The following is a 22,114-nucleotide window of genomic DNA, read 5'->3' on the forward strand; positions in this document are numbered from 1 at the left end:
ACTCCCGCTTGCGCGTTCGTTTGGTCGTCAAATCCAATCCCAGATTAGCTTGTCTCATGCCCAAATCGTCGCAGTCGACGGCATATTTGGCAACTCAATTCCTGCATGATTTATGCAGACCTTCCCTAACTCGGCAAGGAAGAAAAATGACAGCGCACCCCTTCAGGCAATCACTGCTTCTTAAAGGCGTCACCCATGGCGCAGCGCCCATCCCTCTCGCTACTCGAATCGGAAATATGATTTTTTCTTCCGGTGTAATGGGCAAAGATCCCGCAACCGACAAGGTCGCGCCAGAACTAGATGCTCAAGTCCGTTTTGCGTTCCAGCATATGAAGCATCTGGTAGAACTTGGGGGAGGTACGCTCGCGAACATCGCCCACGTGACGGTGTTCGTGACAGACGACGGGCCGCGAAAGCTGATCAATGACGAGTGGATTCGATTGTTTCCCGATGAGAACGATCGTCCGGCCAGGCATATGCTCGTCTATGAACTCCAGCATGGCATGCAATTGCAGTTGGAGTTCATCGCCGTTCTCGGCGAAATCGAGGATTGAGGGGATGATTGATCAGCGATCGCCAAAAAACAGGAGTGGACCGCTGGGCGGCAGGCGATAGAAGACGCCCCCCGGCGCGCTAACCATCTTGCCCTTTCGGACGACCGGTTCTTACCTGAGCAAACTCGGATATGGCGTCGGTCGAGTGGCGCACGAGCGGCCTCCGTGATCAGCCCGATCTGGGTTTCGCATTTGCCAATAGTTCCAGCATCTGATGTGTCGTCCTCACGTCAGCGAAAACAGACGCGAGGCTGGTCAGAGCCCCGGTATGCTCGGCGTCCGTTAGGGCTGCCGTAGCATCAGACACAAAGAAAACCCGGTAGCCCTGCGTCGCTGCATCACGGGCCGTTGACTCGCAGCAGATGTTGGTTAGCGCACCTGCGATAACCACCGTGTCCACGTCGCGAGCCCGTAAGATATCCGGAAGGTCGCTCGATCCCGGTGCCATGGCACTAAAGAGGGATTTTGTCAGGCAGAGATCCTCCCGCCGCTTGCAAATACCGTGCGCAATGTGAGACTGTGTGCCGTTATCACCTAGCCTATCGAGCAGAAGCTGTGTTGTCGCCGCCGAGAGAAAGTGCCGGTAGTATGCACTCCGCTCCTCCACGTCCTTCGCATTCACACGATGCTTCGTGAAGATTATTGGAACGCTGGCTTGCCGCATCACCGCGGTCAAACGGTTGATGGTCGGCACAATCTCGATAGCAGATTCGACATTCGCACCGGTGGCGGAAAGAAAAAATTCCTGCATGTCGATAACGAGCATTGCCGTTTTTGCGGTGTCGATCCGCGAGAATGGATGCAGACGCCCTCGCGACTTCTCAATACGCCGTACGATGGCATCAGGAATACTAGAGGAATGCATCGGATTGCCTCCACTTATTAGAATTGGCTTGGGACATCAACGCTGATCCATTGTGCAGGACCAGGCGCATAACGATATATACGCCCGGCTTCTCTTCGCTACCGCGCTACTGCCGGCGACGCTTCACGCCTTTTTGTCTTCAGGTTCGAAGCGAGCAGATAAGACGCGGCAAAGGCGATGAAAGCGGGAACTGCACCGAGAAAGAGAATCTCGTGTGGCTGGAAGCGATTCTGCAGCAGCACACCACTGATAATTGGTCCGAGCGCTCCACCCAGACGTCCTATAGATACCGCCCATGCAATCCCGGTGGCACGGATTGCAGGCGGATATATGATGGTGGCAACACCGTTCAATGCTATCTGACCGCCCAGGACGCACAGACCGAGCGCAAGAATGGACGCCATCGCCCAGATCATCGATCCGCGGGCCAGTCCCAATGAAACGAAGGACAACCCGCCTACCGCAAAAAGCACCATGAAAAGAGGAAATGGCTTGCCCCACCTGTCAATAATCCGGCTATATGCGAGCGCCCCGACGATAGCGCCGGTCTGCAGTACCGCGCCGGCTGACACCGAAGACTGAACCCCGATGCCGGTCTCGTGGATGATGGTTGGCAACCATTGCTGGATACTGAAGAGCTCCAGCAGATTCATAAAAAATATTATCCAAAGCAAGAGCGTCTGGGCAATCCTGTCCCCAGAGAAAAGCTCTCGCACTGTGCCCTTGCGCTCTGGCGATGTTGCGGCGATGAACCGGATATGCTGATGGTTGACGAACATGTCAGGTCGGATCCGTCTCAATGCCTTCCTGATACGCTGTTCCGGAGCACCCGACGACAGGAGAAATTCAAACGATTCTGGCATCGCTACAATCAGCAGGAGCGCCAGTATCGCGGCGAGGGCTGCCCCAGTGTAGAAGATGGAGCGCCATCCATATGCTGCGATCAGCCAGCTCGCAAGGATTCCCCCCGCACCCGCACCGGCTGAATAACCTATCGTGACCATCGCAATTGCAAACACTCGCAAGCGGGTCGGAACAAACTCCGAAACCATGGTGTACGCAAGCGTAATACCGAGCCCGAGTCCAAATCCCGCGGCAAACCGGTAGGCGAGCAGTTCACTCGACCCGGCTGCACGACCCGAGAGGTATGTGAATATCGCAAAGATAACCACTTGGGCAATCAGTACAGGGCGACGTCCCACTCGATCGGCTAACGGGCCACCGACAAGCATGCCGAACATCCCACCTATCAGCGCGATGGAAAACACCCATCCGAGCAATGCCGGGGCGATGCCAAGCGCCACTCGCATAACCGGCGCCGCATAGGCGGCGGCAAGCGTATCGTACCCGTCAACTGCGCCGATCAACACGCAAAGAACAACAACCACATAGCGCATGAATGTCATGCTGCCATCCTTAATGGCAGCAACGTCAACCCGTGTCTCTTCCATATTTCCTCCTTTATCTCTGAGCGATATTTATTTATGTTCAAAACGGTCGCAATGCAGGCATCGTTACGCCCAACACCAGGTTTGCGAAAGCGCCTCTAACAGACTAGTCTGGTTTGGCTCAAGACATGAGATCCGATCTCGTAGCCACCGGCAACTCGCCATCAGGGCGCTGTCTCAGAATCGATTCATCCCTAGAACGACGTACGAACGCCGATTGCCGCAGCAAACTGATTGATACCCGGGCCTCCACTCGGCGCGGCGTTCTGCAAACCGAGTGTGCCTGCACTTGCGTTCAAGGTATAGCCGAGGTCAGCATAGATGGTGGTGCGTTTCGAAAGAAGATAGTTCGCCCCGATCTTAAACGAGTTGCCGCTTCTGTGACTATCTTGCCTGTCCTGCAGGCGAAGATAAGCGAAAGTAAGCGCCACATCAGCGGCGACACCATACTGCCCCGTAATAGCGATCCAATCCTGGCTTTCGCCTGTCGACGGATTTCGCAAAGCGGTAAATGCAGCACCGACTGCGGTCAAAGCCGAGAGACGATAGACGCCGCCGAGATTGAAAGAGCGTCGCACCAGATTGTCGGTGAGTCCAGACGGGTCGTTTGCGTCGAGGTAGGCAGCAGTAAGCGCGACTGGACCTGAAACATAGTTAAGCGAGGCCGACCGTTCTCTCTGGTTCTGGATGTCACCGGCTTTCCCCCCCTCGCTATACATCGCGCTTGCGGTAAGTCCGTGGATCCGAGGCGAAACGTACTTGACGGCATTATTCGCCCAATAGCATTGCCAGCCCGAAAAGCCACTCGCACCCTGCCAGCAAACAGTGTTCATAGAACCGAAATTAGAGAATCCAGACGCGTCGCTTGCGACAAGCGATAGTTGGAAAGGGGTATAGAGCCGTCCGAAGGTCACCTCTCCGTACCTGTCAGAGCTCAGACCTACGAGCGCACCGCGATCGAACAGCACAGATGATGTAGCAGCCGGCACGCCGCCATTTGTTCCCACGCCAGTCGTGTTCAGGAAACCCGTTTCGAGCTGGAATATCGCTTTGAAGCCACCGCCCAAGTCTTCAACACCTTTGAAGCCTAGCCGGTCGGACTGATCGATGCCAGAGCTTGTCGAGATCACATGCTGCCCTGTCTTATTTGCGCCCGTTTTATAGATCACCCCCGTATCGACGATGCCGTACAGGATCACGCTGGACTGCGAATACGCAACAAGCGGAGTCAGCGCAAAGAGCGACGCCGCCATGAGCTTTCTCAAAGCCATTCATGTCTCCAATTTTTTTATATGTAATGCGAAATAATATGAACAAATTACTGAGATTCGAAACACCTCGAAGCAGGCCACTGCAGATCCCTGCGGGTTCGTCCAGTCCGGGACATCCGGAAGCAATTGGCCCCCCCGGCTATCCGTCACACCGTGGTCCGCAACCGAAGCATAGATCAATTATTTGAAAAATGGAAATAGCTTCCATATAATTGAGTGCAGACCACTTTTCCCGAGCACGGGAGAAGCCGGACCCCAGAAGTCCTACCTCAGGAGATACCCTTATGTTGACCGCTTCAGACAACCGCTTGCTGACCCTCGTAGAAGGCGATGCGCCGATGGGGGCGATGCTTCGCTCTCACTATTGGGTGCCGGCGGCGATCTCGGAGAAACTTGTTTCTGACGGCGCTCCGCTCCGAGTACGTCTTGTCGGGCGCGACTACGTGGTTTTCAGATCGACGGACGGTCGAGTTGGCTGCTTTGACGAGCGCTGCCCCCATAGAAGCGCGTCCTTGGCGCTCGCAAGAAATGAGGACAACGCCTTGCGTTGCATTTTTCACGGCTGGAAGTTCAGTGTCGATGGCAAATGCGTTGAAGTCCCCACTGAAGTGAGTGACCAGAAGCGGTTTTGCGAGTCTGTACCGATCAAGGCGCATCCGACCCGCGAAGCGTCAGGAATTGTATGGGTGTGGTTGGGCGACAGCGACCCGGCCGTCTTCCCGTCCTTTGAGTTCATGGGACTACCTGAGTGTCAGCGGGTTCCGATGCGGCAGGCTCTTCACTACAACTGGCTGCAAGGCGTCGAAGGAACGATGGATTCCGCTCACGTAGGGGTGCTCCACACATCCTGGCTACGGGAGATTGCCCGTGGCAGTGGACACGCACACGCGGCCGGCGAGAATCGGGCACCTCGATATGAAATTGATGAGCAACCTTACGGGTTTCGCTATGCAGCCCACCGATCGCTTGAAGAGGGCGGCATCTATACCCGGGTGAATGTTTTTGTCATGCCGTGGTTCGGATTCATCTGCCCCGGCGACAAGCCTGACGGCGACCGCACTGCAATCTTCTCGGTGCCCGCCGATAACGAGCATTCCGTACATTGGATGGTGAAGTACAACCCCTACCGCGAACTCAGCTCTCCGTATCAGACGATGTTTTCAGATCCGGCCAACTGGCCGCCAGCGCCCGGAACGCCTGAAAATGTGTGGGGGCAAGATCGTGAATTGATGCGCCACGGCAGTTTCACCGGTTTCACTCATGTGACGACAGAGGATTTTGCAGTCGCGTCAAGCGCGGGTCCTATCGCAGACCGGACCAACGAATTTCTGAACTCGGGTGACCTCGCAATCGTGCGACTGCGCCGACAACTCTTGAATGCCGTTCGGGAGTTCGAAGACGGTAGGCAGCCAACCCTCGCCGATCACGCGGCGATCGACTACGGCAGCATTCGACCCGTAGCTGACAAGATCGCGAAAGAGTCCGACTGGCGCTCAATCACTGCCTAGCACTCGGGCGCTGGACGCTTGAACCGGCCGAGCGCCACCAAGAATTTCGATTGGTCGAGATCCTTTTCGCGCTTCGCCTTCACCACGATCTCATTAGAAAGGAAATTTCTCAGATGCCGGATGCGAAAACACACGTTCAGGCAACACCCAGAATCGCTTTGGTTCACGCACTGCGTGAGTCGATGGACCCATGCATCCAGGCCTTTGCGCGAGATTGGCCGGAAGCAAACATCGTGAGCCTGCTGGACGACTCACTTCCTCAGGACTTTGCCGACGGAGCCTCCGCCTCTGACCTTAATGGGCGCTTCGCGCGATTGACCGACTACGCTGCCACCGGAATGTCGACTGATAGCGCGCGAGTCAGCGGGATCCTCTTTACTTGCTCCGCTTTCGGGGAGTCAATCGAGCTCTCGAAGAAGCTTGTCCAGATACCGGTGCTCAGTCCGTTCGAAGCTGCGTTCGAAGAAGCCATCGCGATGAACTGCTCAGTGGGCCTCGTTGCTTCGTTTAGTCCCGCGCTTGCCGTCCTACACGCGGACTTCAAGCGAATCGCGACCTCAATGAACTACAAACCACGTGTTTCGGGGATTTCGGCGGATCGCGCACTCGATGCGCTTAAGGGAGGTCATCCCGAAGAACATGATCAGATGGTCGCCGAGGCGGCAACTTCTCTCAAGGATGCAGATGTGTTGATTCTTTGCCAGTTTTCTCTTGCACGAGCGACTGGCCTGACAGAGCAGGCAACTGGCAAGAAGGTGCTCAGCACGCCGGCCAGCGCCGTACGGCGGCTTCGTGATTTGACCGGTCGGTTTGTTTGAACCCGGTCACTTTCTGGACGTCGCCCGGTAGCGCAAATGTATGCGCCAAAAAAATGGAAATGACAGGCGTAAAGAAAGCGGCTGCCGGTGGATGAAGCGAGAGGAACGCTCTATCCGCTAGCAACACATGTAGCCGTTAATCAGTCAATCGGAGTATAGGAGGCTTTATGATCATCGACGTGCATGGACACGTTTGCGCATCTCCCCGGCTTTACAACTGGTTAGTGCTTCAGCTTGCAAGTCGCTCGACCTACGGTACGCCACCACCGACTTTCTCCGACGACGAGTTCCGCGATCTGCCGGATACGAAACGGAATATCGCGGCCCTTGACAAGGTTGGAACCGACATTCAGTTGCTCTCCCCGCGGCCCTTCTCGATGTTTCATGCAGAGAAGCCAGCGCGCATTGTTCATCGGTGGATAGGTGCGGTAAATTCATACATTGCCCAGAGTTGTCGTGTTCATCCGACCCGCTTCGCAGGAGTAGCAGGCCTCCCACAACCGACCGGGGAGCCGATTCAGACTTCGCTGCCAGAACTCGAGCGTTGCGTGAACGAATTTGGCTTTGTTGGATGCCTGCTGGATCCAGACCCGGGCGAAGGCGACAATTCAACGCCGACGCTTGGCGACGAGTATTGGTACCCGCTCTGGGAAAAGCTAGTGGAACTGAATATTCCAGCGCATATTCACTCCTCCGGAAATCGATATGGACGCGAGACCTATAGCCAGCACTTCATCAGCGAAGAAAGCCTGGCGATACTGTCTCTCGTCAATTCCCGGGTCTTCCTTGACTTCCCAGCGCTCAAGATTGTCGTCTCCCACGGCGGCGGCTCTGTTCCCTACCAAGTTGGACGCTGGCGTGCAGAACGCCTACATCCTGTCATGGCCAAAGACATTCCGCTGAAAGAGAGCTTCGATGAGAGCCTCAAGCGACTGTACTTCGATACGGTACTCCACTCAAAGGAAGCATTGCAGCTCCTGATCAATCTTGTGGGTCCCGAAAGGGTTATTTTTGGCACGGAAAATCCGGGCTCCGGAACCGCACCGAATCCTGACACAGGGCGGAACTTCGACGACATCAAACCGTTGCTCGAACTGGTGGTTGGCATTAGCCAAAGCGACCGCGAAAACATTTTGTCGGCTAACGCCTTGCGTGTCTATCCACGGCTTCAACGCGTTGTCGAGGCTGCCTGAAATTGTAAGCGCGTCGCGTCGTTCGCGTTATGAACGCGGCGCCCTACGGGCGCGACGAGGGGTTTGGGCACCGGGCCGAAAGTGGCCCGGCTGCGAACTATCTACAAGAACAGAAGAGAGTGAAATCATGAGATTGAAGGGAAAGACAGTCCTCGTAACGGGCTGCGGCTCTGCGGAGCCCGGCTGGGGAAATGGCAAAACAATCGCCGTGCTTTTCGCCAGGGAGGGCGCAAACGTCTTCGGTATTGACTTAAACTTGGAAAGTGCGAATGAAACTAAAACCCTGATCGAGTCCGAAGGAAACCAGATGTCAGTGGCCAGTTGCGACATGGTCGACACGATCGCGGTTGCCGGGATGGTCGATGCCTGCGTCGCAAAGTACGGCCGCATCGATGTACTCGTCAATAATGTGGGGAGGTCGGAGCCTGGCGGCCCAGTCGAGATGTCCGATGCGATCTGGGACTCGCAACTCGACATTAATCTGAAAAGCGCGTTCCTTGGCTGCAAGCACGTATTGCCGATAATGGAGCGCCAAGGCGCCGGGTCGATCATCAATATTTCATCGGTCGCAGGGCTGAGGTACGTGGGCAAACCACAGGTGGCCTACAGTGCTGCGAAAGCGGGGTTAATGCAATTCGCGAGGGTCACTGCCGTGCTCTATGCCTCGCGAGGAATTCGCATTAACAGCGTCATCCCAGGTCTCATGCAAACGCCGATGCTGCAGCGGCTCGCCGAGAAATATGCTGGGGGCGATGTTGAAGCCTTTGCGGCGACGCGCAATGCCCAGGTACCCGCGGGTCGGATGGGCGATGCATGGGACGTAGCAAAAGCCGCGCTTTTCCTTGCCTCCGACGATAGCTCATATATCACGGGAACAGAATTGCTAGTGGATGGCGGACTTACCGCAGCGACCCGTTAGTATGCGGCAACAACACGGCCAAGCTCGATATGGCCGTGACGGGGTCGCTGCTGCGCTCACTGCTCTGAAGGCGGACACAGCACGTGCGGCGAAACTGCCTCACGCACTTTCTTGAGCTATTCCTTCAAGCGGATAGATCTGCTGCTCCGCAAGCTCGGCCATTCGCCGGAGCGCCGGCCCCCAGCGGTCAACCAAAGCGTCTTTGGACAGGATTGCAGACGGAGCCGTGCAATTGATTGCGAAGTGATATCGCTTCATGCGCGTCAAAAAGGGGACGCTGACGGCATTGATCGAAGTCGCGTATTCGCTAATGTTGATACAAAACCCGTCTTTGTCGACCTGACGCCACGCACGCTTGATACGGCGGTTCAAATCCGGCCAAGCAGGGCTATTCGCAGCCTCCAAAGCGTCCATTGTCCGCAGCCGCTCATCTTTGTCCATGCCCCAGAGGCAGCACCAGCCGATACTCGTGCGTGCAACAGGAATTTTCAATCCGACAGATATGTTTCGGGTCATTGCCGCGACACCTCGAGCAACCTCCAGGTAGATCATGTCTTGCCCATCAAGGGCAGCGAGGCTGACCACACCCCCGCTTTCGGCGGCGAGTCGGGTCATCAGGGGACGCACTGCTGCAATCGCTCGTATGTTCGACAGGAACCCGTAGCCGAGATCCAGAACGCTGGAACCCAACTGATATCGTCCGAAACTCGGGATGTAATGGAGATACCCCAGCTTTTGTAACGTGAATGTGAGCCTCGAAATGGTCGAGTTCGGAATGCCCGTACGTTCCGCCAGTTCAGCATTGCCAAGATATACTTCGCCTTGGCGAAAAGCCCGCAGTACTGCAAGTCCGCGCGCTAGCGCTGTGCTCGTACCTGCTTCAAGTTCTTCATCCGCCGCTTCGCTTTCTGTAGCGACGCCGGCAGGAACTGTACGTTGCAACTTTGGGCGTGCCATGTTTAGGTATAGTAGTTCGTTCGACATCTTGAGATTCGGTCAGATTATATCGCACAGAAATCGTCCGAAACTCATACTGGGGTACACCACCTGGCTGCTTCGAGGTCTTCATCTACATGCCCTGTCGAGCTGCTGTGAACGATACCATCGCCTTTCATCCAGCCTGGTCATGTGCCCTCGCCACGCTGGAATCATCGGCGACCGGTTCGCCTGGTCGGCCACTGCAGCGTCGAGATCCTTGGGCAACTCTACACGGCATGCTGGCTCAGCCAGAGCCATCTGGCCCGGGTCACCCAATCCGAAAGCGCTTCGGAATAGCTGCGACTGGAGCGAGAACCATTGCTAGGCTCCCGACATTGCCGAACCATACCCATATATCCGGTGTTCGAGTCAAGCAACTTGGCGGAGCACTGAGGTTGGTCGGAAACAATCGATACCAACGTGATAGTCAGCGACCTGATTCAGATAGTAGCGCTGCGTCAGCGCAACGGGCGACAGGCAGTCGAGACGGGTCTACGTAAGTAGGGCGATTCCAAAGTAGTTCGATTTATTCGCTGACAACGCGTCCTGTCTGTTCAGACTTGATTCGGAGTATTGACGGAGAAATCCTGAATCAACAGGTTCGGCCCCACCAGCAGATTGTGTTCCGCTTGGTGGTCGCCTTGGGTTAGCGTTTCTGTTTGCAGCATTGCCCGGACTTTTCGCACACCCGTTTATGCGGTCAACCGGGCATAGTTGACGCCCGGGCCGCAACCGCGGCTGCTGAGGTCAAGCTACCTGGGTCGCCATCGCGGGGAGGAAAAATCCGGCTGAGCGCCGCGCAGGCAGAGTTCGCTGCCACGAAGCCGACACTGACGCCAGAACGCGCCGCCGCGAGCGGCAGGCCCTGCAGTTGCAAGCTGAGCTGCACCAGCCTAGCCCCACGCTGATCGTGTGACGGAACGCGATGACGCGTTTGAACCGGGACAACGCCCGGCTGCTCGCGGAAGGTCTCGCTGCGACCGCACGGACGAGAGAACTCGTGATGCTCGCCAATCGGCTACAGACCGCCCTTGAACGGGTGCGCGGCGCTATCCGTTTCGCTGAAGGGATACCTTCGGAGAAGTTAAGTGGCCGGCCGCGCCGATCGCAGGGAACGCGCGGCAGTTAGATTTGCGGAGCGCTGCTGGGTAGGACACCTTGAAGAGCGGAAGAGGAATCACGGCAAGTGACGACGACGGTATTGCTCGTAGGGGGTAGTGGGGGCTGACTGTTAGTTGCGTTTAACAACCCAACCACGAAGGGATACATGGGCCGGATCGTGCCCGGACTCATTTGACTTCGTAATCGGTCCGTACTCACTGCGACTGAAGCCCGAGATCACCCTCACTTATCCGATCAAGCCGATCTGCTACCTAAAAGCTAGACGGAAGATCGCCGATGCTATCCCGGGAAGCCAGCGGCCACGGCCAACCGCCAGAATGGGGAAGGCACCATTGTGCTTATGGACATGCGAGGTTAGGGGCGCTGGAGCAGATCCGCGCCCTGCTTAAGATCGTGGCAACACGTTGCTTGTGACAGCCTTCGCCAGAGCCGCTACCCCGACTGGCCATGATCCACCTAATCGCACGGGGAATACGCGGATACTGCAAAGTTAAGAAAACATCGATCGACGATTACGTCGTCCTGCAGTAGCAAATCGTCCCGGTCAAACTTGTTTAGAAGACCGCGGGGAACTCTGAACCCTGGAGTCAGTGACATGCTGCGTTTACTCAGAGTCCGTATGGCACGCGCACGCCGGGTTCATCCGCAGGAAAATCCTTCGTGTTGCGCGAAACCAGCAGCAGCGAATTTACCTGAGCTGATGCCCACACAATTGCATCGGGAAGCCGGATCCGCGTGTACTTGCGAATTTCAACCGCCCGGTTCGCGATCGCAGTGTCTAGTGCGATCACGTCGAATGATCCAAGCCACGCACGAATCGCCGTGTCGTCGTCCGGCGCTGTTCCAACGAGTACCTCCATCCAGGTAATCGTGCTGATCGCCTTGTACTCGTATCGTGAAAGCTCTTTTTTTGCTGAGCTGATGCCACCGAGATAGTCGATCAGAATGTTGGTGTCGAAAAGCGCCTTTACCATTCCGAGCGCAGCTCCTGTTGGTATTCGAGACCATCGACCTCTTTGCCCTTCCACAGGCCGAAAACGTCAGTCCCGAGGGCTGCCTTATGTTGCAAGATATACGCCTCGATCGCATCACGGATTACAGCGGCGCGTGGGCGTTGTTCAGCCTCCACGAGCACTGCCAACTCTTCAACCTGCGAGTCGGGCAAGTCAATCAGAATTCGACTCATTAGAATCTCCGTTTCATGATATACATATCGTATATCATGAAACGGAGATTCTGCAAGCAGAATTGCGGATTCGTGCGACCTCCAGATACCCTGTTACCGACGTCGTCCGCAACAGACTTAAAGGACCCGGCCGGAAATCAGATGCCCTGCACCATGATGGCGCCGAGGCACACCGGGTTAACTCGACGTGCTTAACTCCAGAGACGCTGCATAGCCCCGAGAAGGCCTCGAGTGCCGTGAGCTCTACGCCATTAGGTCGCAGGTCACGGCCAGCGCGCATTGGACTGCCTTTATGCAGTCCATTCTCGATTCCCGCTTACTGATGCAGACATCGAGAACTTGCCCCCAAGCTCTCGCACGACTAGCTGACGCGGCCCGTTGACGTGTAATACGTGCGCAACCAGGGCCTCGTACTCTGCGTCAACCTGACGTGCATGGCCTTCGCAAGCTTGAGAATCGCCCAGCACCAGTGGATAGCGCAGAACTTCCTCCAGCGGTAAACGCTTATAGGCCAGCAGCGGATGCCGCGCCGGTACCGCCACCATCAATGGATCGTCCCAGACGGGTTCAGCGATGATTCCATCGCCTGCATCGTCCGATTGCGCAAATCCCACGTCATACAGGTCGTTGCACAACCCTTTGATCTGTTGCGACAGTGGAACCTCAGACAGCCGTATCTCGATTTCCGGTTCCTCCTGACGGCACAACGCCAAGAAGGTGGAGAAGCGCGACGTCGTGATGCCGTCTGAGAGTGCGATCCGCAACTGGCCGTGAAATCCGTTGGCTACGGCTTTTACGCTGTCACGTGCCTGTTGCAAGGCAGTAAAGACACGTGGCACGTGCTCCATAAACAACTTTCCCGCACGAGTCAGGCGTGTGTTGCGCGTAGTGCGAACAAAAAGGTCAACGCCGAGGTCTTCTTCCAGCTCTTTGATCGCTCTCGATAGGGGGGGGACTGCTCGATATGCAGTCGCTCTGCCGCACGTGCGAAGTGAAGCTCTTCCGCGACCGCCATAAAACATCGTAGATGCCGGAATTCCATGGCGTCACCGAATAATCAGAGTTTGGAAATACAGCCTCGCTCAGGCTGTAAGGGCCGCTGCGACGATGAGTACGCAAAAAATGCCGACGGCGAGTTTTGGCTCCCAGTAATCCATGAAGAGGAAGGTAATTGCTAGCCAGGCAAATGCCACCGCAACAGACAAGACTAGCGCAGGGGTCTCGCTAAGCAGGCCGATGGCTCGCCAGGCCACCCAAAGTCCAAGCAACCCGAACGCCACCTGTCCTAACGAGAAGGCAGAGTTCAGCCCGTAATACAGCGTCGTCTCCACACTGGCAGCGCGTTTGCCTCGCAGGTACTGGGAAACTACATCAATGATGAAGTGCAACGTGCCGCTTAGGGCCAGCCAGCCATAGGCCGTATAGACAATGTATTTGTGCATGATTAGGTCTCAGGTAGGTCGGAGAGTACCCGCCGCCGCATCGTTGCAAGGGCTGACTCCATGAAATGACGATAATCGGTTTGAACGAACGATCTGATGAACCAACCATCTGGCCAAGCTCTGGGCCGAAATGAGTACGTCCATCGGACGTGCGTGTTTTGTTGATTTCCTGAGAACGCGAATTCACCGACGGCATAGGACGTGTAGCGGCCGATTTTATTGGTGAGGTTCCAGACCTCATACTGAAAGAGGTTCGGCATCTGATCCACGATAATTTCCTCGACCGCACTGTTGCCATCGGTGAATTCGATGCGCCTCCGATCTCCTGGTTTGGCCCACATCCCGGTTAGGGACTCGGTACGTGCCACCCCTGGTACCCCGGGCGTCCCGACGAGGTACGGGGCCACCTCAGGCGCACCGCTGGCAGCGAACCACCGCGTGAACACTGCAAGCGGTACCGGAAGATCGGATTCGACAGTCACGGACTCATAGCTCGCGCCAACCTCGACGGGCGGACGCGGCATGTCACGCTGCACCTGATTCCTCTGTTCGGCCGGAAGCCCTGAATCGACGCCGGCGAGCGTAGAGCATCCGGCCAGAAACGCGGAACCGATCATCGCTGCATTGACGAACCAGGTGTGGCCGTGGCACCGAGACATGGCAATCAATCTTGCGATGCGACAGGATTTGCAATCGGGGGCTTAGGTGCGGCCTCGCGGGTTCGGAAGAACCAAGCTGGATATTCCTTGGGCAATTCGCTTACCGCATTGAGTTGGGTCAGTTCGTCGGCCGAAAGGGTGATCTCGGTTGCGCCCACGTTGTCATCCAATTGTTCGATACGCTTGGCGCCGACGATCACACTACTGACCTGCGGCTGGTGTAGCAGCCAGGCGAGTGCTATCTGAGCTACCGTCGCGCCTTTGGACTGCGCGATGGTTTCAAGAACGTCGATCACGTCATACGCTTTCTCTACGTTGACCGGCGGGAAGTCAAAAGTCTTGCGGCGGCTGCCGTCTTGCGCTTCCTTGGCGCGACCGAATTTGCCGCTCAGCAATCCTCCAGCGAGCGGGCTCCACACGAGAAGGCCCAATTTTTCGGCTTTCGCGAGTGGCACGATTTCCCGCTCGACATCCCGTCCCGCGACGGTGTAGTAGTTCTGAGATGTGACGATCTTGGCGAGGTTGAGACGCTCCGATATCCCAAGCGCGCGGGCCATCTGCCAGGCTGCCCAGTTGGAGACACCTACATAACGGACGAGGCCCTGACGGACGAGTGTATCGAGAGCCGATAGGCTTTCCTCGATCGGCGTTGCTGTGTCGAAACCGTGAAGCTGATAGAGATCGATATGGTCGATCTGAAGCCGCTTCAGACTGCCCTTCACGCTATCGAGGATGTGAGCACGCGAATTGCCGTTGTCGTTAGGGCCAGCGCCCATAGGCCCGTAAACCTTAGTGGCGATGACCACATCCTCGCGCTTGACGCCAAGGTTCTTCAGCGATTGTCCGACCATCTCCTCCGCCGCACCTGTGGAGTAGATGTCTGCCGTGTCGATGAAGTTGATTCCATGCTCTAACGCGCGTCCAATTAGCCCTTGTGCCTCGACTTGCGAAAGTGCCCCCATGTTGGCCCATATGCCCTGTCCGCCGAAGGTCATGGTGCCAAGGCAGAGTTCCGAGACGAATAGGCCGGTGTTGCCGAGTGTGTTGTATTTCATGATGTCTTTTCTCCAAAAAAGTTCTGCGATTCGAACTCAGGCGGTTTTGGTTGAAACGCCTTGGCTGCGATGTTCACGAGAGATAGGAAAAGCGATTGCGGGTAGAAAGCTTGCCGGCTTTTAAGCCTGCCCTCCGCCACTGAGTAACAAATGTTGGCCACTTACAAAGGCTGCCAGATCACTGGCGAGATATTCGGCAGCGTTAGCAACGTCTTCGACCCGGCCCATGCGGCCCATTGGTCGGGAGGACTCGACGTAGTCTCGGAATTTCTGATCCACGCTATCCGTGAAAACGCCGGCACCTTCGATTGCCGTGGGAATAATCGAGTTGACGGCGACGCCCCGGTGACCAATCTCCATTGCCAGGACTTCGACGAGATGGCGAGCCGCCATCTTGCTGCCGCTATACAGCCCCGTTCCCGGCACCGGCATCGAAGTGCTGCTCGAACCGATGTAGATAATCCGGCCATGGTCGACGATGCGTCTGGCCGCCATTTGAAGGGTAAAGAAAGCGCCCTTCGTGTTGATTGCGAACAGCCTGTCGAAATCTTCTTCGGTGAAATCCACGATTGGCTGATCGACGATCTCGACGCCGGCGTTGGCAACGACGATGTCGATCACACCGAAATGGTCGATTGACGCATCAAAGAGACGCTCGATATCTGCGACCTTGGACACGTCGGCCTGGATTGCAATAGCAGCGGAGCCTGAGCGCTCAATTGCTGCCACTGTGTCTAGAGCGTTTTTCTCGTCGCGCGAATAGTTCACCACCACCTTGGCGCCCAGCGAGCCATATCGCTCAGCAATCGCGCGTCCAATGCCACGGGCTGCGCCGGTGATTAGTGCTACCTTGTTCTCAAGTGTTGTCATTATCTGCTTTCCTTCTAGGGACTTTCCGGAGCGCTGGCGCAATCCCGGGTGCATTTGCCATCCTGCCAAGTCAATCTGTGGCCACGGTCAGCCGTGATTGTGGCGTGGCGTCTGGATTACTGATCGTTATGCGTCTCAGGCAGAATCATGAGACGGCCTGTCGGGAAAACGGGTGCACATTGGAGAGATCCACACTATCCGCACCGAATGTCATCCCCGTCAGTTCTTCGGAGACATCCCAAAGCCGAGCGGCCATGTGTTGCAAGTGTTGCAGGCGACCGAGTGGCTTTTGCCGCTGACGTTGCAGCCAGGTTCGGCGAAGCGTTCGATGCGCACCGGGTCATCGTCGCAGGCCTCGCGTGCACGGTGCGACCCAAGCCCGTCGTCGCGCTGCATCGCGCGCTGGATCTCCAATTCGGTACGCGGCCCCAGCCATTCGGTCGCCAGCTACGATACGCAATAGCCCATTCCCTCGGCGATGTGGTCGCGGGGTCTCCTTACCACGTAGGACGACGTGCATGTGCGGGTTAAAGGTGTTCCGGTGATCGACGGCGACCCAGGAAACCCCGACGCCCTGGCAGTGGACAACCGCATCAGGTGCAGATTCAACGCCCCTAAATCGCCCGCCCATCACGACTCGCGCGCGGTCACACTCGCTCGGACACGCGGTGGATTTACTGGGCGACGACGTCAACTAGCCTTGAGGCGCCGCCCGTCAACCCAAGGTCGTTTCAATGAATCAGCCCATCCCGACGATCAGAGATACATGCCCCCCGATACCTCGATCCGCTGGGCAGTCACCCAGCGATTTGCATCCGAAAGCAGCGCGGCGATCATCGGTCCGATGTCCTCCGGAAGACCAGCCCGACCGAGTGCGGTACTTGCGGCCACAGCCTTGTTGAACTGGGGATTGTCCCGGACAAGGCCACCGCCGAAATCCGTCTCGATCGCGCCCGGCGCAACCACGTTGACGGTGATTCCGCGACTGGAGAGTTCCTTCGCCATGTAGCGCGTCAACACTTCGACGGCCCCCTTCAGCGACGCATACACGGCGCTACCGGGCCCCGTGAAGCGGGCCAGTCCGCTGGAAAGATTGACGACCCGGCCGCCGTCCGCAATCACGGGAAGAAGCTGTTGCGTCAGGAACAGCACGCCCTTGAAGTGAATATTGCAAAGCTGGTCGAAATCCGTCTCGGTGACCTGGCCGATCGGCGCGGGATGAAAGGTGCCTGCGTTGTTCACGAGAAAGTCGAAGTGCTCGCGCGACCATTCGCGCCGCAGCGCATCCTGCACCTCCGTAACAAACGTTCCGAACGACGCGATATTGCCGGCGTCGAGCTGGATTGCGGCAGCGTTGCGGCCCAGTGCACGGATTTCGGCCACCACACTATCGGCCTGAGCCTGATTGCTATGGTAAGTAATGATCGAATCCGTACCTGCTGCAGCCAGCGCTAGCGCCGTCGCCCGCCCGAGGCCGCGGCTGCTACCCGTGATGATGGCGACCTTTCCCGTTGCCTTGACCTGAATCTGTTCCGACATCTGATCCTCCGAATTAGTGAGTTCCATGGATAGGCAGTATGGCCAGTCCCACGGAACATCGCTTGCCGGAATTCGCATATTTTTTGCCTAATACTCCACAGGCGCTCACCAGCCAGATTTCCGGGAATAGAATCCATTTGCACTATCCCATCCGGCTCCCCGCTCCCGAGACCGCCATGCCGACCAGCCTGACAGATACGCTGAACCGTTATATCGACACCAGTACCGGCGACGACGAAGCCGTCGTCACGCCCGTCGAGGGGCTTTACCTGATGCGTTCGCGTAACGAGTACCTGCCCCGGCACGTGGTGTACAAGCCTGCCCTCTGCCTGACGGTACAGGGAGCGAAGCAGGTATTGTTTGGCGACCGGCTGTTCGATTACGGGCAAATGCAGGCGCTGGTTGTCAGCGTGGAACTGCCGGGGATCGGTCGGGTTACCCGCGCCAGCACAGCCAAACCTTATCTGGGCATCATTCTGGAGTTTGACCTGGGAGTGCTACGCGAGGTCCTCAGGCTGCTCAACCCGCCGCCCAGACCCGCCGGGGGCAGCAGCCTCGGAGTTTTCGTCATGGATATCCAGGGGTCACTGGCCAACTGCATCGAGCGACTGGTGCAACTGTTGGTCACACCGCAAGCAACGCCCATCCTGTACCCGGCGATCATGCGGGAGATGTCGTACTGGCTGCTGACAGGCAACCATGCCGGCGAGATCTGCAAGCTCGCATCACCGAACGGCTATACCCAGCGAATCGCTGACACGATTGCGCGCCTGCACAACGACATCACCCGTTCCGTGCGCATCGAGGAACTGGCCGAGACGGCGCAAATGAGCCCTTCGGCCTACTATCAGCACTTCAAGTCGCTGACGTCCCTCACGCCGATCCAGTATCAGAAGCAGTTGCGCCTGCTCGAAGCTCGCCGGCTCATGGTGGCGGAAGGTGCCAACGTGACGAGCGCGGCCTATCAGGTTGGCTATGAAAGCATCTCGCAGTTCAGCCGCGAATACGCGCGGATGTTCGGCATACCGCCCAAACGCGACGTGGCCGAACTTCAGGCTGCCGAGAGCTAGTATTGTCGAAGCAGCGCGCACGCTCCACCCTGCAGACCTCCCCTTATCACACGCACGGCCTCACTGGGATACCGACATGTACAGATGGTTGACGATCGCTGCTTACGGCTGGCTCGCACTCGGCGGCACAAGTGATGCGCAGCAGGTCGAAGGGAGACGCCGAGGAGTCTGATCGGCTCGATGGGCATGCCACATGTGGCCGGGGCGCCATTTCGGATCGAGAATTATAAGAGCATTCAAAGCACGGAATTCCGCCCTCCCGTACGCGACACGACTTCGCTGAGCGTCGCACGTCGGTATCGGTTTCGGCCGATGCCAACGCAACGGCGCCTCAACGCGCCCTTGGGGGCTGAATCCGTTATGTATGTCCTTAGGACCGCCCAGCCGCGCCTGAATGAGCCATCTTCAATTCGAAAGTGCTACCGTGAGTTCCGCCACGACCATCAACAGATCGCCGACGAAACCGTAACCGGCCACGTTGAAGATCTGCGCTTCCTCGTCCTTGTTAATCGCGACGATGACCTTCGTGGCCAGATGCTGGATCGCACCCGAAATGCATCACCGCGATGCGGTGTATAACTGCGGCGCTACGGTCTTGGACCCGATAATCGTTCGACACATAGCCCGCGTCCACTCCCGAGCGAGGCGCCGAGTGCCGCGTCGAACTTGTCCGCCAGCGACTCCAGCACCTTCTTGTAGTTTTCGCCGGTGCCCAGACCGCAACCACCAGAAACGATGATTGACGCGCTCGTGAGTTCCGGGCGGTCGAACTTCGTGACTTCGCGGCCGACGAACTGCAAAAGACCGCTGCCTGCTGCCCCCTCAATATTCTCCACCGATGCGCTACCATCTTCTGCCGCGACCCGATCGAAGCCCGTCGCGCGAACTGTAATGACCTTGATCGGGCCTTGTGATTGCACGGTTGCGATAGCGTTGCCTACGTAGCGGGCACTCGAACGTATCGGCGCTGTTTACCACAATGATATCGCTGATCCGCGCGACATCAAGCGTCGCTGAGACTACGGTATTGCCTGTGTTTCACAGGCACCCACCGCTTAAAAGCCGCGCGTCGTATTTTCGTTCTGTGCATGTTTCCACATACCCTGGGTCGGTAACCAACGGATGTTCCGCAGATTTCTGCGATGCCTGATTTCGCAATGCAGCATGCACGGCGAACGTCCACCGTCGAATCCGAATACCCAAAAAGCGAGACGCCGATGTATCTGGGTATCTCAAAATTCGAGGACGATGCAATCATTCAGGGTGCAGTGCGGCCACTGACGCGGGAAGACAAATCTGCGTCGATGGCGCCGCGACACCGGTGTCGGTGCCGTTACTCCGCCTTTACCCTGACAACGCGACCGCCATCGGTATAGACGACATCGAAGAACAAATACGGCAAAACATCCGCAGAAATAAACGGTTCACTTTCCCTGGGAAAATGCCGCTCGCCAACCAGTGCTGGCGAACCCACTCCCCCGGTCTTGAAGCGGATAGCCGAACCGGTTGGTCATACCGGGGATGGATTACGCTCAGCCGTCCCGCGCTGATGCCAGTACGGATAGATCGGCGTGACCGCACTCGCTTCGTCGAGACGCCTTTTCTGGTCATCGGTGAGCATCCAGCCCACCGCACCGAGGTTGTCCCTCAACTGCGCTTCGTTACGCGCGCCGATAATCACACTCGCCACTGTCGGCCTCTGCAATACCCAGTTCAGAGCGATCTGTGGCAGGGTCTTGCCCGTTTCGGCAGAGATTGCGTCCATAACGTCGATCACCCGGTACATCAGCTCATCATCAACCGGCGGCCCAAACCTCGCGGTTTCGTGCAGGCGACTGACAGCAGGAATGGGCTGTCCACGCCGGATCCTGCCGGTCAGACGCCCCCAGCCCAATGGACTCCAGACAATGGCCGACACCTGATGCCTCAGACCCAGCGGCATCAGCTCCCACTCGTATTCCCTTCCGATCAGCGAGTAGTAAGCCTGATGCGCCACATAGCGCGGCAACCCGTATTTCTCCGAGACGGCCAGCGACGATGCCAGATGCCAGCCGGAGAAGTTCGAGACGCCGACGTAACGGATCTTTCCAGCCTTGACCAGGTCATCCAGTACCCCGAGCGTTTCCTCGACAGGCGTAAGCGCATCGAAATTGTGAAGCTGGTACAGGTCGATATAGTCTGTGCCAAGACGTTTGAGTTGCGCTTCTACCGCCCTGATCAGGTGGAAACGGGACGCCCCGACATCGTTGGGGCCCGTACCGGAACGGTCGGCTCCCTTGGTCGAGATGATGACCTGATCGCGACGGCCCGCGATCGCGCTGCCAAGAATCCGTTCGGACAGGCCGCCGTTGTAGACGTCGGCGCTGTCGAACATCGTGACGCCGGCTTCGATGCAGATATCGAGCAGCCGCCTTGCCTCTGACTCGTCGGTATTACCCCAGTGGTTGTCGCCGAATGTTCCGGTTCCGAAACTCAATGCCGGAACCTTGAAACCACAACCGCCAAGTAATCTGTTTTCCATGCTGTCTTCTCACGAATGTTGAATGCTGTCTTCCCTGCCTCCACGGTGCGGCCCGCCCGATGCCGCTCACTACTCAGGCTGTGCGAAGGCAAGCGGCACTCTGGCTTCCCGCTGGAGCGACCGATGCGCCGCCTCGATGATGGCGCGAACACTCAGGGCGTCCTCCAGACTGGATAGCGGGGGTACATCATTCGCCAGGCATTCGTCGAAAAAATACCGCTGTGTATGATAAAAGCTGTTCTCATACGCGAAATCCTGCACGCCCGCAACATCGTCCTCTCGCCGCACGCTCCCCCATGCCGACGCGCCCGTGCCTTCCGCGCCATATGTCTTGATCAACAGGCTCCACGGCTCACGGCCAATATCTTCCGTCGCCCACGACGCCCAAAGATGACCTACCGTGCCATTTGCATAAGCCAGCGTCAATCCGACCTGATCGTCCACACCATTTTCAAAATGCACGTTCGATGCCGTCGCCATGACCTTTTGAGGCGTCCCACAGAAAAACAGGCTTGAATAGACAAGATGGACCATCATGTCGTCAAGCACGATGCCCGGAATCGCCATGGATTGCGGCTGCCGCATGTGGCTGAGCATCCAGAAGCTCTGGGGCCGCCCCAGCTTCCCGGACACAAACTGCTGCCGCATGCGTACAACATCGGGGGCATAGATATAGTTGTGAAACGGCATGCAGGTTCGCCCCCGCCTTGCAGCAACCTCCATGAGCCTGCGGATTTCATCCGCATCCTGCCCTACAGGCTTTTCGACCAGCACATGCTTTCCCGCTTCAAGCGCCCGCACGGAATACTCCAGATGGGTCTGCGATGCAGAAAGCACGAAAATGGCGTCGATGTCAGGATCCGACAGGAGCGCCTCCACGCTGCGATAGGCCTTTACTCCATGCGCCGCGGCAAATGCCGCGCAGTGTTTCTCCGTTCGTGACCAGACACCCGCGAGATGGGCGTTACGGATTTCCGCCAGCGCCGTGGCATGACGCCTCGCGCTATTTCCTGAACCGATAAAACCGACTTTGTACACTGTTTACCCTCGCATTTTCCGCGCCATTCTTCTATCGCAAGATGACGCAGATTCTCAA

The 22,114-nt window shown here is 57.2% G+C and carries 20 protein-coding genes and 2 pseudogenes; 6 read left to right on the forward strand and 16 right to left on the reverse strand.

The features are described from left to right. Positions 1–554: RidA family protein (locus FQ755_RS18415; protein WP_260858691.1), on the forward strand; the 554-nt coding region annotated here is incomplete at its 5' end. Positions 555–723: 169 nt separating this feature from the next. On the opposite strand, the gene FQ755_RS18420 is transcribed toward FQ755_RS18415, so the two are convergent. The 3 genes from FQ755_RS18420 to FQ755_RS18430 all read right to left on the reverse strand — a co-directional run bounded on the left by FQ755_RS18420 (position 724) and on the right by FQ755_RS18430 (position 4,138). Continuing rightward, entirely contained in the window at positions 724–1,419 is a 696-nt protein-coding gene (locus FQ755_RS18420; protein WP_144156272.1) for a cysteine hydrolase, read from the reverse strand. Between the two features lie 98 nt (positions 1,420–1,517). Continuing rightward, positions 1,518–2,870 (reverse strand): MFS transporter, encoded by a 1,353-nt coding sequence (locus FQ755_RS18425; protein ID WP_144156273.1) that lies wholly within the window; start codon positions 2,868–2,870, stop codon positions 1,518–1,520. A 191-nt stretch (positions 2,871–3,061) separates the two neighbouring features. Continuing rightward, a complete protein-coding gene (locus tag FQ755_RS18430) occupies positions 3,062–4,138 on the reverse strand; it encodes a porin (protein ID WP_144156274.1) in 1,077 nt (358 codons plus the stop codon). A gap of 284 nt (positions 4,139–4,422) precedes the next feature. Between FQ755_RS18430 and FQ755_RS18435 the strand changes: the two genes are divergently transcribed. From FQ755_RS18435 to FQ755_RS18450, 4 genes are all read left to right on the forward strand, one after another. Beyond that, positions 4,423–5,646: an aromatic ring-hydroxylating dioxygenase subunit alpha gene (locus tag FQ755_RS18435; RefSeq protein ID WP_260858692.1), complete on the forward strand. Its 1,224-nt coding sequence runs from the start codon at positions 4,423–4,425 to the stop codon at positions 5,644–5,646. A gap of 50 nt (positions 5,647–5,696) precedes the next feature. Continuing rightward, positions 5,697–6,464 (forward strand): aspartate/glutamate racemase family protein, encoded by a 768-nt coding sequence (locus FQ755_RS18440; RefSeq protein ID WP_222105756.1) that lies wholly within the window; start codon positions 5,697–5,699, stop codon positions 6,462–6,464. Between the two features lie 167 nt (positions 6,465–6,631). Next, entirely contained in the window at positions 6,632–7,657 is a 1,026-nt protein-coding gene (locus tag FQ755_RS18445) for an amidohydrolase family protein (RefSeq protein WP_144156275.1), read from the forward strand. A 127-nt stretch (positions 7,658–7,784) separates the two neighbouring features. Next, positions 7,785–8,576 carry an SDR family NAD(P)-dependent oxidoreductase gene (locus FQ755_RS18450; protein WP_144156276.1) on the forward strand — a complete coding sequence of 264 codons (792 nt, stop codon included), beginning with the start codon at positions 7,785–7,787 and terminating at the stop codon, positions 8,574–8,576. Positions 8,577–8,675: 99 nt separating this feature from the next. Here FQ755_RS18450 and FQ755_RS18455 read toward each other — a convergent pair whose 3' ends face one another. The 10 genes and pseudogenes from FQ755_RS18455 to FQ755_RS18495 all read right to left on the reverse strand — a co-directional run bounded on the left by FQ755_RS18455 (position 8,676) and on the right by FQ755_RS18495 (position 17,427). Then, positions 8,676–9,560: an IclR family transcriptional regulator gene (locus FQ755_RS18455; RefSeq protein WP_144156277.1), complete on the reverse strand. Its 885-nt coding sequence runs from the start codon at positions 9,558–9,560 to the stop codon at positions 8,676–8,678. 1,724 nt (positions 9,561–11,284) lie between these two features. Beyond that, positions 11,285–11,650 (reverse strand): type II toxin-antitoxin system VapC family toxin, encoded by a 366-nt coding sequence (locus FQ755_RS18460; protein ID WP_144156278.1) that lies wholly within the window; start codon positions 11,648–11,650, stop codon positions 11,285–11,287. Then, on the reverse strand, positions 11,644–11,862 hold the full coding sequence (locus FQ755_RS18465) for a ribbon-helix-helix domain-containing protein (RefSeq protein ID WP_144156279.1): 219 nt from the start codon (positions 11,860–11,862) through the stop codon (positions 11,644–11,646). Before FQ755_RS18465 ends, FQ755_RS18460 begins: the two co-directional genes overlap by 7 nt. A gap of 395 nt (positions 11,863–12,257) precedes the next feature. Continuing rightward, a pseudogene (locus tag FQ755_RS18470) lies at positions 12,258–12,904 on the reverse strand (LysR family transcriptional regulator); the annotation flags it as partial. A gap of 40 nt (positions 12,905–12,944) precedes the next feature. Continuing rightward, positions 12,945–13,304, reverse strand: coding sequence for a hypothetical protein (locus FQ755_RS18475; RefSeq protein ID WP_144156280.1), 360 nt, complete (start codon positions 13,302–13,304; stop codon positions 12,945–12,947). 2 nt (positions 13,305–13,306) lie between these two features. Continuing rightward, positions 13,307–13,963: an SRPBCC family protein gene (locus FQ755_RS18480; protein ID WP_144156281.1), complete on the reverse strand. Its 657-nt coding sequence runs from the start codon at positions 13,961–13,963 to the stop codon at positions 13,307–13,309. A 5-nt stretch (positions 13,964–13,968) separates the two neighbouring features. Then, positions 13,969–15,018, reverse strand: coding sequence for an aldo/keto reductase (locus FQ755_RS18485; protein ID WP_144156282.1), 1,050 nt, complete (start codon positions 15,016–15,018; stop codon positions 13,969–13,971). Between the two features lie 120 nt (positions 15,019–15,138). After that, positions 15,139–15,888, reverse strand: a complete 750-nt coding sequence (locus tag FQ755_RS18490; RefSeq protein ID WP_144156283.1) for an SDR family NAD(P)-dependent oxidoreductase — start codon at positions 15,886–15,888, stop codon at positions 15,139–15,141. A gap of 219 nt (positions 15,889–16,107) precedes the next feature. Beyond that, on the reverse strand, positions 16,108–16,284 hold the full coding sequence (locus FQ755_RS37460; protein WP_186308582.1) for a hypothetical protein: 177 nt from the start codon (positions 16,282–16,284) through the stop codon (positions 16,108–16,110). Between the two features lie 360 nt (positions 16,285–16,644). Then, on the reverse strand, positions 16,645–17,427 hold the full coding sequence (locus FQ755_RS18495) for an SDR family NAD(P)-dependent oxidoreductase (protein WP_144157009.1): 783 nt from the start codon (positions 17,425–17,427) through the stop codon (positions 16,645–16,647). A 176-nt stretch (positions 17,428–17,603) separates the two neighbouring features. Here FQ755_RS18495 and FQ755_RS18500 point away from each other — a divergent pair, with 176 nt between their 5' ends. Continuing rightward, on the forward strand, positions 17,604–18,497 hold the full coding sequence (locus FQ755_RS18500; protein ID WP_144156284.1) for an AraC family transcriptional regulator: 894 nt from the start codon (positions 17,604–17,606) through the stop codon (positions 18,495–18,497). 405 nt (positions 18,498–18,902) lie between these two features. On the opposite strand, the pseudogene FQ755_RS18505 reads toward FQ755_RS18500, so the two are convergent. The 3 genes and pseudogenes from FQ755_RS18505 to FQ755_RS18515 form a co-directional block, all read right to left on the reverse strand. Beyond that, positions 18,903–19,517: pseudogene (locus FQ755_RS18505) on the reverse strand (electron transfer flavoprotein subunit alpha/FixB family protein); the annotation flags it as partial. A gap of 490 nt (positions 19,518–20,007) precedes the next feature. Continuing rightward, positions 20,008–21,018: an aldo/keto reductase gene (locus tag FQ755_RS18510; RefSeq protein ID WP_144156285.1), complete on the reverse strand. Its 1,011-nt coding sequence runs from the start codon at positions 21,016–21,018 to the stop codon at positions 20,008–20,010. 69 nt (positions 21,019–21,087) lie between these two features. After that, positions 21,088–22,056, reverse strand: a complete 969-nt coding sequence (locus tag FQ755_RS18515) for a Gfo/Idh/MocA family protein (protein ID WP_144156286.1) — start codon at positions 22,054–22,056, stop codon at positions 21,088–21,090. Positions 22,057–22,114 lie beyond the last annotated feature (58 nt).

Source organism: Paraburkholderia sp. BCC1885, from assembly GCF_900996235.1.
Classification (GTDB): Bacteria; Pseudomonadota; Gammaproteobacteria; order Burkholderiales; family Burkholderiaceae; genus Paraburkholderia.

Bases quoted from the DNA above. Each gene is read 5' to 3' on its own strand.
- FQ755_RS18420 (WP_144156272.1), bottom strand. From the start codon at position 1,419: ATGCATTCCTCTAGTATTCCTGATGCCATCGTACGGCGTATTGAGAAG.
- FQ755_RS18425 (WP_144156273.1), bottom strand. From the start codon at position 2,870: ATGGAAGAGACACGGGTTGACGTTGCTGCCATTAAGGATGGCAGCATG.
- FQ755_RS18430 (WP_144156274.1), bottom strand. From the start codon at position 4,138: ATGGCTTTGAGAAAGCTCATGGCGGCGTCGCTCTTTGCGCTGACTCCG.
- FQ755_RS18435 (WP_260858692.1), top strand. From the start codon at position 4,423: ATGTTGACCGCTTCAGACAACCGCTTGCTGACCCTCGTAGAAGGCGAT.
- FQ755_RS18445 (WP_144156275.1), top strand. From the start codon at position 6,632: ATGATCATCGACGTGCATGGACACGTTTGCGCATCTCCCCGGCTTTAC.
- FQ755_RS18450 (WP_144156276.1), top strand. From the start codon at position 7,785: ATGAGATTGAAGGGAAAGACAGTCCTCGTAACGGGCTGCGGCTCTGCG.
- FQ755_RS18455 (WP_144156277.1), bottom strand. From the start codon at position 9,560: ATGTCGAACGAACTACTATACCTAAACATGGCACGCCCAAAGTTGCAA.
- FQ755_RS18460 (WP_144156278.1), bottom strand. From the start codon at position 11,650: ATGGTAAAGGCGCTTTTCGACACCAACATTCTGATCGACTATCTCGGT.
- FQ755_RS18465 (WP_144156279.1), bottom strand. From the start codon at position 11,862: ATGAGTCGAATTCTGATTGACTTGCCCGACTCGCAGGTTGAAGAGTTG.
- FQ755_RS18475 (WP_144156280.1), bottom strand. From the start codon at position 13,304: ATGCACAAATACATTGTCTATACGGCCTATGGCTGGCTGGCCCTAAGC.
- FQ755_RS18480 (WP_144156281.1), bottom strand. From the start codon at position 13,963: ATGTCTCGGTGCCACGGCCACACCTGGTTCGTCAATGCAGCGATGATC.
- FQ755_RS18485 (WP_144156282.1), bottom strand. From the start codon at position 15,018: ATGAAATACAACACACTCGGCAACACCGGCCTATTCGTCTCGGAACTC.
- FQ755_RS18490 (WP_144156283.1), bottom strand. From the start codon at position 15,888: ATGACAACACTTGAGAACAAGGTAGCACTAATCACCGGCGCAGCCCGT.
- FQ755_RS37460 (WP_186308582.1), bottom strand. From the start codon at position 16,284: ATGCAGCGCGACGACGGGCTTGGGTCGCACCGTGCACGCGAGGCCTGC.
- FQ755_RS18495 (WP_144157009.1), bottom strand. From the start codon at position 17,427: ATGTCGGAACAGATTCAGGTCAAGGCAACGGGAAAGGTCGCCATCATC.
- FQ755_RS18500 (WP_144156284.1), top strand. From the start codon at position 17,604: ATGCCGACCAGCCTGACAGATACGCTGAACCGTTATATCGACACCAGT.
- FQ755_RS18510 (WP_144156285.1), bottom strand. From the start codon at position 21,018: ATGGAAAACAGATTACTTGGCGGTTGTGGTTTCAAGGTTCCGGCATTG.